The organism is Fructobacillus sp. ESL1096, assembly GCF_058511985.1.
Genome location: NZ_CP196401.1, coordinates 1 through 16,155 on the forward strand (window position 1 = coordinate 1; position 16,155 = coordinate 16,155).

Annotated in this window: 7 protein-coding genes and 1 pseudogene; 4 read left to right on the forward strand and 4 right to left on the reverse strand. The window is 36.2% G+C overall.

Features of this window, described 5'->3' with window-relative positions; translation table 11 throughout:
- Window positions 1-1,036: 1,036 nt before the first annotated feature.
- Window positions 1,037-2,260, reverse strand: coding sequence for a hypothetical protein (locus ACSYSR_RS06885; protein WP_489816545.1), 1,224 nt, complete (start codon window positions 2,258-2,260; stop codon window positions 1,037-1,039).
- Window positions 2,261-2,371: 111 nt separating this feature from the next.
- Window positions 2,372-4,119 (reverse strand): annotated as a pseudogene (locus ACSYSR_RS06890) (DNA cytosine methyltransferase).
- Window positions 4,120-6,152: 2,033 nt separating this feature from the next.
- Between ACSYSR_RS06890 and ACSYSR_RS06895 the strand changes: the two are divergent.
- The 4 genes from ACSYSR_RS06895 (at window position 6,153) to ACSYSR_RS06910 (ending at window position 10,707) form a co-directional block, all read left to right on the forward strand.
- Window positions 6,153-6,974 (forward strand): AAA family ATPase, encoded by an 822-nt coding sequence (locus tag ACSYSR_RS06895; protein WP_489816548.1) that lies wholly within the window; start codon window positions 6,153-6,155, stop codon window positions 6,972-6,974.
- On the forward strand, window positions 6,971-7,306 hold the full coding sequence (locus ACSYSR_RS06900; protein ID WP_489816549.1) for a DUF5388 domain-containing protein: 336 nt from the start codon (window positions 6,971-6,973) through the stop codon (window positions 7,304-7,306). The genes ACSYSR_RS06895 and ACSYSR_RS06900 overlap by 4 nt, the downstream gene beginning before the upstream one ends.
- Window positions 7,307-7,972: 666 nt before the next feature.
- Window positions 7,973-10,381 carry a coiled-coil domain-containing protein gene (locus ACSYSR_RS06905; RefSeq protein WP_491708345.1) on the forward strand — a complete coding sequence of 803 codons (2,409 nt, stop codon included), beginning with the start codon at window positions 7,973-7,975 and terminating at the stop codon, window positions 10,379-10,381.
- Window positions 10,382-10,500: 119 nt separating this feature from the next.
- Window positions 10,501-10,707 carry a hypothetical protein gene (locus tag ACSYSR_RS06910; protein ID WP_491706399.1) on the forward strand — a complete coding sequence of 69 codons (207 nt, stop codon included), beginning with the start codon at window positions 10,501-10,503 and terminating at the stop codon, window positions 10,705-10,707.
- A gap of 2,771 nt (window positions 10,708-13,478) precedes the next feature.
- Here the strand turns inward: ACSYSR_RS06910 and ACSYSR_RS06915 are convergent.
- Together ACSYSR_RS06915 and ACSYSR_RS06920 are read right to left on the reverse strand one after the other, a co-directional pair.
- Window positions 13,479-13,685, reverse strand: coding sequence for a hypothetical protein (locus ACSYSR_RS06915; RefSeq protein WP_491706399.1), 207 nt, complete (start codon window positions 13,683-13,685; stop codon window positions 13,479-13,481).
- A 119-nt stretch (window positions 13,686-13,804) separates the two neighbouring features.
- On the reverse strand, window positions 13,805-16,155 hold a 2,351-nt coding region (locus tag ACSYSR_RS06920), incomplete at its 5' end, for a coiled-coil domain-containing protein (RefSeq protein ID WP_491708346.1).

Genomic DNA, 16,155 nt, shown 5'->3' on the forward strand with positions numbered 1-16,155 from the left:
GCATGCCGTCACTGTTAAAAATCAAAACGGGCCAGTTATGTTTCGTCCATTTTATATCGGTCCAAACAGAAATGGGCCAATCAATCACGCTTAGTGAACATAATATGTAGTTATCATTCATAAATTACTGTATGATAAAAATTTTGTTGTTGAGAAGATAAGAAGTATGAACGTTGATCATGCCATAAAGTAGGCTTTCAATCGCTATTAGTCCAGATTTTAAAGCTTGAAGACTAGATTGAAAGAAAGTAGCCTTATTGAAAACTTTTTTGTCCCTAAAAATGGTGTTATAATTAAGTTATAAGTTAGGGAGAGGTTCATACCTCTTTCACAGCTATTGCCGGCCAGCAATAGCTTTTTTTTGTACAAAAAAGCCCCGGTCGGCCAACCGAGGCACGTGTGATTAGTCTTTTCGATCGAACCACTTTTGCAGCTTTGGCAATATCAACCCAACAAGAATTGGACAAATAACATTAACCAAAAGGAGCATTAATAAGTTAGGGAGGTTCATTGGCTCACACCTCCTTTCAGGGTGAAGAACACCCAGAACAATATTTTACAGGAAATATAATCGACATTTCCTAATTTTTGTATTGATATACGAGCTGAATAATATTCAAGAAGAAAACAATGAACATAACAAATCAAAACTAAATGTTGCGTTCCAGAAGGTGAAATCAGGCTAGTTAACATAATGTGCGTTAACGAAAGTAAAAAAAGCAGAGCCTATTAATTAGGGCCTGCTTTTTCTTTTGTTAAAAAGTCGTTTGCTCAATTTGGAGTCCAACAATTGGTCTACTTCTCAGAAAGCCGATTTCAAAGGCTTGAGCCTTTGTGAAAAAATCAATTCTGAGAACCTTCATGAGAAAATTTTTTGTAAGACATTTTATCTGACTTTTACTCGTCAACAAAGTCTTTTTAACACCAACAAGCTGTACGGAAGCGTTACATATAGCATAAGGTTATTTTAAAAATACACATTATGTTAAAGTAATTACGTTCATCATGTCATGTGTATGAATAATTTGAATACATCTTACTTTAAATGATCGTATACAAATTTAACTGGTGCATTACTGTCGTTAACTATTTCCTGAACATTTTTTACGTATGTTAATGCTTTTGGACAGTTTTTGAAAATATGAGTAATAATATTTTTCTGAAGATCTTCATCGGCACGATTAGGTGTTAATGCACGGTGGCAAACGGCACATAATTTAACATAGTTATCGGAAATCTCAGTTTGAATATCCTTGTTTGCAAATGGTATTACGTGGTGAAGTTCAAAGTACCATATGTCAGTACCTTTAATTTTAAAGGTTCTATCTTCTCTCTTATAAATATTCTGGCATGATGCACACAAATCCGGTTGGGTACCCTTAGCGAATTCCTTGGCTCGATTGTCACGATGTTTGACTTGATCATCTGTTGAGCTGTTATTATTCGAAAAATTCAAACGGTCCCTAAGTTGATTAATATCTAACTGATTAGAAATCTTCTCTCCAACAACTTCATTCTTATAAAATTGAATACGTTCAATAAAACTATCATTTTTTTCTTTATAATGTTTTGACAAAATCAACGACTTATTAAGGGACATCTGGTTAGCTCTAAAAGGATTTGTTAATTGAAATTCAGTAAAATATTTATCAAAAAAATATCGTAAATTAATTCGAATTTGAGGGTGACGACCTGCTTTTCTTCTCACTTGATCAGGTTGTAGTTCCCTGAAGTTTAGATTTAATTGATCATTTAAATTAGTTTGGAATAAAAGTTTAATAAATAGCTCTAGACTTTCCTTAGAACTAACGCGAGATTTGTGTAAATCTGAAGTTAGATAATTAGTTTTTAAATCTATACTACCTCTAAAACCGAAGGCGCCTATAGCAAATTCTTTTGAAAATTCTTTTGCTGTTATTGATAATAATTTTTTTGTAATTGTGTTATATAAATCTTTTAGAAATTCGGCAAGTGTTTGTTCTTGATTATTATCAAATTTTGCAATAATACCAACGCTTCCTTTTTTTTCAAACACAATATTAGGATAATAGCGATTCAAAGCATCAATATTTTGCTGTCTTCGTTTATCAGTATATATCTCTGTTTTATAAGGATTTTTTTTGCTCATCTTAATTTCTGAGTCAGCTTGAAAAAAATCAGCAATCAAAGCATCTGTATTTAATATTTTATTATCTTTAACTCCTTTAACATTCAAGAAAATAAACATGAGCTCTTTCAGTTTATACGTTGATAAATCCATTTTTTAAATCCACTTTCTCAGTATATAGTTTGAATTGTTTAACCTAGTCTATAATTTGATATTACCATAAAAAAAGACGCTATTTTAAATCAATTTGCGTCGTTAATAGTATTAGAATAATAAATTGGAATATGCAGCGGTAACGGCCTGTAATCGATTATTAGCTATTTTGAAGTAATCTTGATTAAGCTCATTGCCGATAAACTGTCTATTTAAAGATAGTGCAGCAACGCCAGTTGTTCCAGATCCCATAAACGGGTCTAGAATTGTTTCTCCAATATTGGTGTGTATTTCAATAATATTTTGCATGAGTTGTAAGCTTTTTTGTGTAGGATGAGAAACTTTCTCTGATCCTGAAACTGTTGATGTTTTAAACTCAGATCGTAAGTATGGCACATCGATTGGTTTATTGAATATCCATTTTTCACCAGGTTTTACAGCCCAAATAGCAAATTCTGTATCTTGAACATATCTCCGATTGACATTACGTGGCATTGGGTTAGTCTTTTCCCATTTCAGTATGTCTTTGACAAGAAAACCTGCATTTTCTAACTCATCCACCATATATGATATAAATCGATAAGATGTAAATATAATAAAACTACCGCCGTTTCGAATTAATTTCCCGTATAACGGAATCCAAGAGTATAAATCAAATCCTTTATCCCACTCACCAAAATCAATACCTTGACGATTGGCTGACTTCATAGTATTAAAATTATTATCCTTCGAAATATTATATGGTGGATCAGTAATAATATGATCCACTATATAGTTATTTGATTCAAAACTTTTGATCTGTTCATATGAATCGACATTAAACGTTGTAAATTTTTGTTTTGGCATTATTTTACCTGACAGATAATTGCTTCAGCAATTGCTTTTCCTAGCAACGGTGGGACTGCATTACCAATTTGTTTTGTTATGTGAGTTTTTTTACCAATAAAATGAAAATCATCTGGGAAGCTTTGGATACGTGCGGCTTCACGTGGGGTTATAGCTCGATTTAAATAAGGATGACTATTTTTTCCGTTTGATGGAGTATCAAAACGAGTGTCGATAGTTGGTGATTGCTTATCCCATTCAAGTCGTCCCCAAGTTGTCTTGAATTTTTGATTACCCCATAGTTCCTTAGGAAGGAACTCTTTTCCTTTTTCTGGTGGAATCATAGCTAGTTTATGCAATGCTGACTTTGAATGGGAAGTAGCGATATGATTGTATAATTTTTTACCACTTTTATTACGCATCATAACTTGGTAGCTGCTTTCAGACATCTTTTTATAGTTTGACACCATTTCCCCTTCACCGGAGTTTAGATAAGCTAAGTCAGATATTGCATCTCGGACTGTTGTACGGTGGTTTTTATCAACTTTTGGTTTAGGCATCTTTATTTTTATGTTTTTAGAAGCAATAATAATGGCACGCTGTCTATTTTGCGGTACACCGTAATCGCTAGCAGTTAAAACATCATAATTCGTTTTATACCCTAAAGAATTGATTCTATCTATAATTTCTCTTATGAAGTATCCATTAGCAGCGGTCAGCATAGCTTTAACGTTTTCGATTACAAAAACTTCAGGTTGAAGTCTACGAACCATTTCAAGATACTCAAGAAACAGAAAGTTTCGGGGATCATCTAATCCCATTTTTTTCCCTTTATTACTAAATCCTTGGCAAGGAGGACCACCGATAATCATATTTACACTTGATTTAATCGAACTTTTAACAATATCTTGCTTTATCTTTTCATCAGTAATATCCCCAAAAATAGTCTTTGACTTTGGAAAGTTTTTTTTGAAAGTCATCAATGCATGTTCATTAAAATCGGACGCGACAACTGTAGTAAAACCGTTAGTCATATCAAACCCTTTAGAAAAACCGCCAGCTCCAGAAAACAAATCTAATATTTTAAATTCCAAATTTTTGTCCAACTTTCACTCATAATGATTATAATCATACTTCTAAAAAGCCTTAATATCAAGTCCCTCAAACATATTATGAGTTTTTATATTCAGCAAATTGCCATAACTATCTGAACCCCACAGGTTGCTGAAAAGTTTTTCTTGGCGATTCCCATTTAAATGTTTTCATTAGTCTATCGTTAATGCAATGATTAATTTGATTGAGTTCATTCTGACTGATTATTTTAATTTTGCACTCTTTTGGCATAAAAAGAGCCTATGTCAAAGATTTGAAACATGCAAGTTAAGTAGTGTTTGAATTTTAAATTATTAAAATACTGGCTTTATTATCTATATTGACAGTGTAATATGGATAATAAAAAATTGACAATTTACAATCGTTTGAAAATGTAACAGAACTCCGAGAAAAATTGAAAGCAAAGAATCATACAATCAGACCAGCTCTCACAGCTAGTCTGATTCACAACCTAGCGACAATCCCCTCTTAACCTATTATCACTAACTTTTTACTCATTATCACATTATGTTAGATCAGTAAAAATGATATTGCTATCATAACCAACGAAAAATTTTTTGTTCTTTTTAATCACTATCACTTATGAAATTGACAAAACAGAGCACGTCTCAAAATAAAAAACATAAAAAAAAGGAGTTCACATAAAAAATGAGTATGGTTAGCTATACAAACACATGCTTTGCATACAAGCTAAAAATTAAACATCCATAATTCCAAAAAATAGAGAGAATTTAATCTTTCGGTTCACTCCACAATCCCCATATTTTCAATTCACAAAATCCTTCTTTTTTTGAAAAATATTTTTTAATTTGTGATGACCATTAGGTCATCTGGCCAACTTATTTTTCTCTTTATCCAATTTAATCTTCCAAATAATACTCTATTAAAATCTTTTCTCCCTTCAAAAAACCAAAAAATGAAGTTAACTTTCGCACTGACCCCAGCCAAGGGCAGCAAGTTGTTGTGAGCAGAGAGAGCCCTTAGGTAAATCTCAAAAAAGAGAATACTTAAGGGCTTTTCCAAGGTATAGCTAAGAGCCATCGCTTTGGTCAAGTCGCTAACATCTTTTAAAGAACATTCTGCCCGTTCTCCCGTCTTTGACGGGTTATGCTTAGCCAGACTTCCGCTCTGAGCTGAAAACGTCTCTCAGAGTCTCTCAGGTGCTAATCTGAGAGCCACTACTTTGCCAATCACTTGCTGGGTGAGCTAACCCATATCCAATTATTCATTGCCCAGTTGCACGCTGCTGCAACCTTTGGACGTGGTTTGGTCGCTATTTGCAAGCCACCTGACGGATACACGCCTGTCCCGTATCAGCCTTATAGGATAACAGCCCTAAGGAAATCAAAAGCCGTCACAGTAACTAAAAAGGAGACCTCCTAGCTGGTTGCTATGCGATCCCCTTTTTTAAGGTTGATTATTCTTTTCACTAGGTATAAAATATTAAATCGAGGGACTTCCCCCTATAATATAAGTGAAGAATATTTGCATTGCAGCTGCTCGGTACAGTTACTGTGCAGACCATAACTAGCCTTGCAGGGCTAGTTATGGTCTTTTTTTATTAATTTAATTAACGATATCAATCATATTCAATATTGAAATGGTATTTAACAATCTTATGATACCTATATATCAGCGTTTTGTCAAAAATATTTTAAAATGTATGCATGTATACGTATACACGTGTATAAACGTATACATGCATACTTGTGTACATGTATACATGTATAAACGTATACATATATACATGGTTTTTTTTTTTTATAAGCTTAAAATTCAACGAAAAAGAACATAAAATAAAATATTTATATTATGTATACGCGTATACGCGTATACACGAATACACGTATATACGTATACACTCATACGCGTATACGTATATACGTGTATACATAACATAATTTTTTTGTTATAATTACGATATGCACCCTCGAATAAGGAGATTTAGATTTATATGTCTATCAATATAACTTTTGGTAATTTCAAAGGCGGGACCGGCAAAACGACTAACAGTGCTTTAATTTCATACCATCTAGCACACAAAGGCTACAAAACTTTATTAGTTGATTTAGATCCCCAAGCTAATGCTACCTCTTTATTGTTGAAGACCGCTCAAATGGAAAATAAAGAAGCAATTTCTTTTCCAAAAACTCTGATGACGGCCATTTCCGAAGGGAACTTATCACAAATAATAACCCCAATTATCGAGAATTTATCTTTATTACCTGGATTTGCTGACTTTACTTCCTATCCTTTGTTTCTCGAAAAAAAATTCCCTAATAGTCAAAAAGACAGAATCTTTTTCTTAAAAAAATTAGTAGCTCCAATAGAAAATCAATATGATTTTATCATCTTTGATGTACCCCCTACACTAAGTACATATACTGATAGTTCAATGGTTGCATCAGACTATATTGTGATTGTTTTACAGACGCAAGAACGGTCCCTTGTGGGTGCCGAAGCATTTATACAATACACGCAAGAGTTATATGATACTTATTCTTCAGAAGTTAACTTTGATATTGCTGGCATTCTTCCGGTATTATTAAAAAACACTTCACCGGTAGATCAAACTATTTTAGAGCAATCCAAAGAAAAGTTTGGATCAGAAAACCTATTTAAAAATGTTGTTCGGAATATGGAACGTGTTAAACGATATGATTTGATTGGTATTACAAATCCTGATAATATCCACACACGAGATATGCATGATTTAAGACTGCATGACCTTTACAGCAAAATAACTGACGAATTGTTAGAGAGAATGAATAAATGAATTTACTAGATAAAAATAATGCCCAAGGAAACCCCAAAAAACTAATTCAACGTTCTGACGATGTTCGTCCCGAGAGTACATTCCAAAGAGACTCCTTATTTTCTGTCAATGAAGATACTCAGCAAAAAAAACGAAAGTCTCTAAAAGAAAAACAAACAACAATTCGTGTATCAGAAACATCTGCTAACGAAATTCGTAGTTTAGCAATTCTATTGAACATGAAAAATGCGAATGATGTCGTGACTTCTTTGATTGACTATTATGAAGCACAATTTAATGTTGATGAAGAATCAGAGCTGAAACAAATTAAAAAAATCGTGAACCATAAGTAAATAGTTTTGATGCCAAAAATGAAAACGCACTCCAAAAATCTGAACGGATAATCTATTTCAAATTAGTTGACCATTAAGACCTGTAATTTTTTCACTGCCGAAAAGCAGATAAAATTTAACTTTTTTTTGGTGGGCAGTATTGCAGAAATACACAACACGAATACCAACGGCCATTTTAATCTGATTATTTTTTAATAGAGTTCATCATCTTTACATTTCCTATATGGTGCGGTAGAAATACTTAAATAGTACAAAAATCAGATAGTTCCATATAGCAGATATATTTTAAATAACTTGTAATAAAAAAGAGCAATTGAATTCAATTGCTCTTTTTTTAAATAATAACAAGAAACTAAAGCATTGATAATCTTTTGATTCTTCTCCCTTGCATAACAACGATTTAAAATATTTTTCGAACCCATCTGTGCTTCATCAATCACATTTCATAAAGTAGCTTATTCTACGATCTAGTATAAAAAAGTATTTTACTGGTTTGAATTAATTACTATTAATCGTTCAAGAACCGTTAATAATTTTATATCAAAGTGTAGATTAAAATTATGAAAGTAGCAATCTTCAGTTCGTAATATTTTTGACATAAAAAATATAATATGGTAGAATCACATTGCTATTTTGTTCATAATTAGGTTTAGAGAGGTATATCCAATGAAGAAGCAAGTCAATATCGCAATCGCAGGGGCAGCTGTTATGGGTGCCGGATATGTAGCACTAAATAATCAAACAGTTTCAGCTGACGCTCAGACAGCTACAGTCACTCAAGCTGAAACTTTGGACCAAGCACAGGCAAAGTTGTCTGACGCCAACACGAAGGTTTCTGACGCACAGAAGCAGGTTAACCAAGCACAGGGCGCTGTTAACACAGCACAAGATAAGTTGGACAGTGCTAAGGCAAACAAGGATAGCCTTGACCAACAGTTAGCTCAAGCTAAAGACGAATTGGCAAATCAACCTCAATTGCTTGCTACTGAACAGGCAAAGGTTGCTGATTTGACAGCACAAGTTGCTACTGCTGAACAAGCAGTGACACAGGCAAAAACTGACGTCAAAAACGCCACTGATGCATTTAACAACTCAAAGTCAGTTTTGGCAGAAGCACAGGCTGATTTGGCTACTGCTCAATCTGATTATGACCAAGCTCATGCACAGGCTGACGCAGCTCGTACAGCTTCAGCAACAGCTGACCAGAACCAAGCAACTGCACAAGCACAACAAACACAAGCAACTACTGATGTGAACAACACACAGCAAGCTCAAACTGCAGCTCAAACTGCTCAACAAACAGCCGTCAACAACCAACAAACTGTTCAAAACACATTGAACAATGCTGACCAAGCTAAGCAAGACGCTTCAACGAAGCAGGCTTCAGCACAAGCTGATTTCAACGCTGCACAGGCTGACCAAAACCAAAAGCAAGCTGACGCTAACACAGCACAAGCTAACAGCGACAGCTTGAATACACAAGAAAGCAACTTGGAGTCCGAAGCACAGGACAAGCTCTTCGCACAAGAAGTTGAACAATCATTCTACCGTCAATTGAACGAACACCGTGCTAGTTTAGGTCTTCCAGCTTTGGCATGGAACGACGGTTTGTCAGCATTGGCTACTGACCGTTCACACGAATCAAGTATTGACAGCAACAATGCCAGTGCTGTTATTACAGACGGGGCAAAGAACCCAGGTATTAGCCCTGACACAGCAAAGAGTGCTCACTTCGAAGGACAACAGGGTATCATTTACACGTTAGCTCAAGAAGGTTACACAACTCAGAAAACTGGTGAAAACGAACAAGGCGCTGCTATTGACTTGTCACAAGCAACAACACCTGACGCTGTTGCGAAGATTTTCCTGGACCGTTGGATTAACTCTCCTTTGCATGAAATGACTCAGACGTCAACGTCAACTGATTTAGTTGGTTTTGGATTCTATTGGTACAACATGACGTCAGATTACTCATCATCAATGCGTTATGCTATTGCCTATACTGAATTCGCAAAAGCTGGCTCAGCTTCTTCATTTACAGACGCTATCAATACAGCATCGACTTATGTTGTTCCACAAACAAATGAACGCTCAATGGCTGATTACACATTGCCAGCTCATGTTCGTAATGAAAATGACGTACAAAACGATTTGAAGGCTGTTCAAGCTAAGATTTCTGACGCCACGACCACGTTGAACAACGCTGTTTCAGCCTTGAACTCAGCAAAGGCAACCACGGCTGAAAAACAATCAGCTCTGACTGCTGCTCAGTCAGCTCTTGATACTGTTAATGCTACTTTGGCAAATGCACAGCAAGCACAAACTGAAGCACAAAACCAAGTTAACCAAGCAAACCAAGCTTTGACAAATGCTGAAGCATCCGTCGCACAAGCTAAGACGGAATTGGACAATGCTAACACGGCTTTGACGAATGCTACAGCCCAAGCAGCACAAACTAAGACTGAAATGGAACAAGCTGAACAAATTGAATCGGATAAGCAATCAGTCTTGACTGCTAAGCAAGTTGCTTATTCAAATGCTCAACAAGACGTAAGCAACAAGCGTGTTTTGCTTAATAGTGCAACGCAAGTTTTGACGAATGCTACAGCAGACCTACAAGATAAGCAAAACCAGTTGTCGACAATCCAAGCTCGAGTAACTTACTTGTCAAACGTTGACGCTATGAAGCAAAAGGTTACTGATTTGGGTAACCAATTAGTATTGGCTGTCATGGACGTAAATTCTGACGGTTCTGACGTCGCAACTAAGCAAGCTGATTTGGACAATCTTCAAAAGGCATTGTCAGACGCACAGGCACAACAAACAACGGCCCAAAATGAAGTTAATACTTTGCAAGCTCAAAAGGACGCTGACGAGCAAAAGACTCAATCAGTATCATTGGGAAATGGTGTTGAAGCAACACTCCCTGCAAAGGAATCACAACAATCAGCAAAGGATGCTGTTCTTCCTAACACTGGAAAGGTTGAAAAGAACAACAACGCTGAAGGTTCAATTATTCTAGCTTTGGCAACTGCGTTTGCTGGATTGGGATTGGTTCGTTCACGCAAGAACTAAAAAAATAAATAAAATAACAGAAAATCGGTAATGACATTGTTCATTATCGTTTTTTGTTTTGTTGACGAGTAAAAGTCTGGTACAATATCTTACAATATAGGTTGGAGAAGTAGTTTCGAATGAAATTTTTAGGTGTTTCTTTAATAACGATTATCAGCTTGTTGGTCTTTGTCTTTTATCTGGTACCCGATATAATGAATGGCAATCTGCATCATCTGGATTTTTGGTTTGACTTTATTGTTGCTAGTGTATACGTTGTCGGAATGTCTGTTTTTGTCACGAGTGTTTTAAAAACAGAGCTTTCTCATCGTCGTTCTCAGAATTGATTTTTTCACAAAGGCTCAAGCCTTTGAAATCGGCTTTCTGAGAAGTAGACCAATTGTTGGACTCCAAATTGAGCAAACGACTTTTTAACAAAAGAAAAAAGCAGGCCCTAATTAATAGGCTCTGCTTTTTTTACTTTCGTTAACGCACATTATGTTAACTAGCCTGATTTCACCTTCTGGAACGCAACATTTAGTTTTGATTTGTTATGTTCATTGTTTTCTTCTTGAATATTATTCAGCTCGTATATCAATACAAAAATTAGGAAATGTCGATTATATTTCCTGTAAAATATTGTTCTGGGTGTTCTTCACCCTGAAAGGAGGTGTGAGCCAATGAACCTCCCTAACTTATTAATGCTCCTTTTGGTTAATGTTATTTGTCCAATTCTTGTTGGGTTGATATTGCCAAAGCTGCAAAAGTGGTTCGATCGAAAAGACTAATCACACGTGCCTCGGTTGGCCGACCGGGGCTTTTTTGTACAAAAAAAAGCTATTGCTGGCCGGCAATAGCTGTGAAAGAGGTATGAATCTCTCCCTAACTTATAACTTAATTATAACACCATTTTTAGGGACAAAAAAGTTTTCAATAAGGCTACTTTCTTTCAATCTAGTCTTCAAGCTTTAAAATCTGGACTAATAGCGATTGAAAGCCTACTTTATGGCATGATCAACGTTCATACTTCTTATCTTCTCAACAACAAAATTTTTATCATACAGTAATTTATGAATGATAACTACATATTATGTTCACTAAGCGTGATTGATTGGCCCATTTCTGTTTGGACCGATATAAAATGGACGAAACATAACTGGCCCGTTTTGATTTTTAACAGTGACGGCATGCGTATTTAATCAACAAGGAGTGTCGTCCAGATCAATTTGTCTCGACCCACGCATCATCAATGAGCAATGCCTGTCACGGTGTCGAATGGGCAGTGTTTTTCGGGCTTAGAATTGCATTGATAATATGTTTTTTTGACGAAACCAGTAAAGATTTATTGCATGATAAATAAACAGAATTATCAATGCAATTCACAGAAAAGAGAACGATTAGAGCAAAGTTGTTATTAAAATATTAGACGTGTAAATCGGATAATGGGAAGAGTCTTTAAAATAATATCTGTTTAAGTTAGCTAAACTTAAATTAAAATAACTGGGTATAAATCATTTCATCTATTAGTTAAAGCGTCATGAACCAATCGATTTTTGAAAATAATATCAAAGATATAATGTGGCATTGTTTTGATTAAATGAGTCAAGAATATGCTGAAATAGAAAAGTGAAGTATAAAAAAGTTAAATAACAAGTTCTTAATTTAAAATTTTAATTTGGTATTGACAAGAAGATAAAAAGTAGTAGAATTAAATTAACGAAAAGGCGTAGTTGTTTACGACAAGTAATGAAAGTTAATTTAATTCTACGTATGTTAACTTCATAGTAAATATTAAAGTGCAAAAGTTTACCTTAAGGGGTTGGCTTTTGCTTTTTTTTATTATATTTTCTCTTTGAGAAAATAGCTTGATCTCAGAATAATAAAAAAAAGACAAACTTATGGCTTTAGCATAAGTTTTAAAAAGCCATTACGTTTCTTGAACCCTGAACCACTAGAGAAAATTGATTTGTAGCACGTTCTATTGAATTTTGAGTTTAAAGTTAATCAGAACATTTTTTCTTAAAAGGCTTCTCCTTGTCCGCTGTCCGCGTCGAACTTTTAAGAAAAAAATGTTCTGGTTGTTATAATTTTGTTTATTAAATTAATCATTGTTGTATTTAATGATTTAAATTACTGGGGTGGTTAAAAGATAATTAATAATGATAAGACCGCCCGAAAAACACTGCCCATTCGACACCGTGACAGGCATTGCTCATTGATGATGCGTGGGTCGAGACAAATTGATCTGGACGACACTCCTTGTTGATTAAATACGCATGCCGTCACTGTTAAAAATCAAAACGGGCCAGTTATGTTTCGTCCATTTTATATCGGTCCAAACAGAAATGGGCCAATCAATCACGCTTAGTGAACATAATATGTAGTTATCATTCATAAATTACTGTATGATAAAAATTTTGTTGTTGAGAAGATAAGAAGTATGAACGTTGATCATGCCATAAAGTAGGCTTTCAATCGCTATTAGTCCAGATTTTAAAGCTTGAAGACTAGATTGAAAGAAAGTAGCCTTATTGAAAACTTTTTTGTCCCTAAAAATGGTGTTATAATTAAGTTATAAGTTAGGGAGAGGTTCATACCTCTTTCACAGCTATTGCCGGCCAGCAATAGCTTTTTTTTGTACAAAAAAGCCCCGGTCGGCCAACCGAGGCACGTGTGATTAGTCTTTTCGATCGAACCACTTTTGCAGCTTTGGCAATATCAACCCAACAAGAATTGGACAAATAACATTAACCAAAAGGAGCATTAATAAGTTAGGGAGGTTCATTGGCTCACACCTCCTTTCAGGGTGAAGAACACCCAGAACAATATTTTACAGGAAATATAATCGACATTTCCTAATTTTTGTATTGATATACGAGCTGAATAATATTCAAGAAGAAAACAATGAACATAACAAATCAAAACTAAATGTTGCGTTCCAGAAGGTGAAATCAGGCTAGTTAACATAATGTGCGTTAACGAAAGTAAAAAAAGCAGAGCCTATTAATTAGGGCCTGCTTTTTTCTTTTGTTAAAAAGTCGTTTGCTCAATTTGGAGTCCAACAATTGGTCTACTTCTCAGAAAGCCGATTTCAAAGGCTTGAGCCTTTGTGAAAAAATCAATTCTGAGAACGACGATGAGAAAGCTCTGTTTTTAAAACACTCGTGACAAAAACAGACATTCCGACAACGTATACACTAGCAACAATAAAGTCAAACCAAAAATCCAGATGATGCAGATTGCCATTCATTATATCGGGTACCAGATAAAAGACAAAGACCAACAAGCTGATAATCGTTATTAAAGAAACACCTAAAAATTTCATTCGAAACTACTTCTCCAACCTATATTGTAAGATATTGTACCAGACTTTTACTCGTCAACAAAACAAAAAACGATAATGAACAATGTCATTACCGATTTTCTGTTATTTTATTTATTTTTTTAGTTCTTGCGTGAACGAACCAATCCCAATCCAGCAAACGCAGTTGCCAAAGCTAGAATAATTGAACCTTCAGCGTTGTTGTTCTTTTCAACCTTTCCAGTGTTAGGAAGAACAGCATCCTTTGCTGATTGTTGTGATTCCTTTGCAGGGAGTGTTGCTTCAACACCATTTCCCAATGATACTGATTGAGTCTTTTGCTCGTCAGCGTCCTTTTGAGCTTGCAAAGTATTAACTTCATTTTGGGCCGTTGTTTGTTGTGCCTGTGCGTCTGACAATGCCTTTTGAAGATTGTCCAAATCAGCTTGCTTAGTTGCGACGTCAGAACCGTCAGAATTTACGTCCATGACAGCCAATACTAATTGGTTACCCAAATCAGTAACCTTTTGCTTCATAGCGTCAACGTTTGACAAGTAAGTTACTCGAGCTTGGATTGTCGACAACTGGTTTTGCTTATCTTGTAGGTCTGCTGTAGCATTCGTCAAAACTTGCGTTGCACTATTAAGCAAAACACGCTTGTTGCTTACGTCTTGTTGAGCATTTGAATAAGCAACTTGCTTAGCAGTCAAGACTGATTGCTTATCCGATTCAATTTGTTCAGCTTGTTCCATTTCAGTCTTAGTTTGTGCTGCTTGGGCTGTAGCATTCGTCAAAGCCGTGTTAGCATTGTCCAATTCCGTCTTAGCTTGTGCGACGGATGCTTCAGCATTTGTCAAAGCTTGGTTTGCTTGGTTAACTTGGTTTTGTGCTTCAGTTTGTGCTTGCTGTGCATTTGCCAAAGTAGCATTAACAGTATCAAGAGCTGACTGAGCAGCAGTCAGAGCTGATTGTTTTTCAGCCGTGGTTGCCTTTGCTGAGTTCAAGGCTGAAACAGCGTTGTTCAACGTGGTCGTGGCGTCAGAAATCTTAGCTTGAACAGCCTTCAAATCGTTTTGTACGTCATTTTCATTACGAACATGAGCTGGCAATGTGTAATCAGCCATTGAGCGTTCATTTGTTTGTGGAACAACATAAGTCGATGCTGTATTGATAGCGTCTGTAAATGAAGAAGCTGAGCCAGCTTTTGCGAATTCAGTATAGGCAATAGCATAACGCATTGATGATGAGTAATCTGACGTCATGTTGTACCAATAGAATCCAAAACCAACTAAATCAGTTGACGTTGACGTCTGAGTCATTTCATGCAAAGGAGAGTTAATCCAACGGTCCAGGAAAATCTTCGCAACAGCGTCAGGTGTTGTTGCTTGTGACAAGTCAATAGCAGCGCCTTGTTCGTTTTCACCAGTTTTCTGAGTTGTGTAACCTTCTTGAGCTAACGTGTAAATGATACCCTGTTGTCCTTCGAAGTGAGCACTCTTTGCTGTGTCAGGGCTAATATTTGGGTTCTTTGCCCCGTCTGTAATAACAGCACTGGCATTGTTGCTGTCAATACTTGATTCGTGTGAACGGTCAGTAGCCAATGCTGACAAACCGTCGTTCCATGCCAAAGCTGGAAGACCTAAACTAGCACGGTGTTCGTTCAATTGACGGTAGAATGATTGTTCAACTTCTTGTGCGAAGAGCTTGTCCTGTGCTTCGGACTCCAAGTTGCTTTCTTGTGTATTCAAGCTGTCGCTGTTAGCTTGTGCTGTGTTAGCGTCAGCTTGCTTTTGGTTTTGGTCAGCCTGTGCAGCGTTGAAATCAGCTTGTGCTGAAGCCTGCTTCGTTGAAGCGTCTTGCTTAGCTTGGTCAGCATTGTTCAATGTGTTTTGAACAGTTTGTTGGTTGTTGACGGCTGTTTGTTGAGCAGTTTGAGCTGCAGTTTGAGCTTGCTGTGTGTTGTTCACATCAGTAGTTGCTTGTGTTTGTTGTGCTTGTGCAGTTGCTTGGTTCTGGTCAGCTGTTGCTGAAGCTGTACGAGCTGCGTCAGCCTGTGCATGAGCTTGGTCATAATCAGATTGAGCAGTAGCCAAATCAGCCTGTGCTTCTGCCAAAACTGACTTTGAGTTGTTAAATGCATCAGTGGCGTTTTTGACGTCAGTTTTTGCCTGTGTCACTGCTTGTTCAGCAGTAGCAACTTGTGCTGTCAAATCAGCAACCTTTGCCTGTTCAGTAGCAAGCAATTGAGGTTGATTTGCCAATTCGTCTTTAGCTTGAGCTAACTGTTGGTCAAGGCTATCCTTGTTTGCCTTAGCACTGTCCAACTTATCTTGTGCTGTGTTAACAGCGCCCTGTGCTTGGTTAACCTGCTTCTGTGCGTCAGAAACCTTCGTGTTGGCGTCAGACAACTTTGCCTGTGCTTGGTCCAAAGTTTCAGCTTGAGTGACTGTAGCTGTCTGAGCGTCAGCTGAAACTGTTTGATTATTTAGTGCTA

What these genes read in the sequence shown, in the direction of transcription:
- ACSYSR_RS06905 (WP_491708345.1), top strand. Translation starts at nt 7,973, where the DNA reads ATGAAGAAGCAAGTCAATATCGCAATCGCAGGGGCAGCTGTTATGGGT.
- ACSYSR_RS06885 (WP_489816545.1), bottom strand. Translation starts at nt 2,260, where the DNA reads ATGGATTTATCAACGTATAAACTGAAAGAGCTCATGTTTATTTTCTTG.
- ACSYSR_RS06900 (WP_489816549.1), top strand. Translation starts at nt 6,971, where the DNA reads ATGAATTTACTAGATAAAAATAATGCCCAAGGAAACCCCAAAAAACTA.
- ACSYSR_RS06910 (WP_491706399.1), top strand. Translation starts at nt 10,501, where the DNA reads ATGAAATTTTTAGGTGTTTCTTTAATAACGATTATCAGCTTGTTGGTC.
- ACSYSR_RS06915 (WP_491706399.1), bottom strand. Translation starts at nt 13,685, where the DNA reads ATGAAATTTTTAGGTGTTTCTTTAATAACGATTATCAGCTTGTTGGTC.
- ACSYSR_RS06895 (WP_489816548.1), top strand. Translation starts at nt 6,153, where the DNA reads ATGTCTATCAATATAACTTTTGGTAATTTCAAAGGCGGGACCGGCAAA.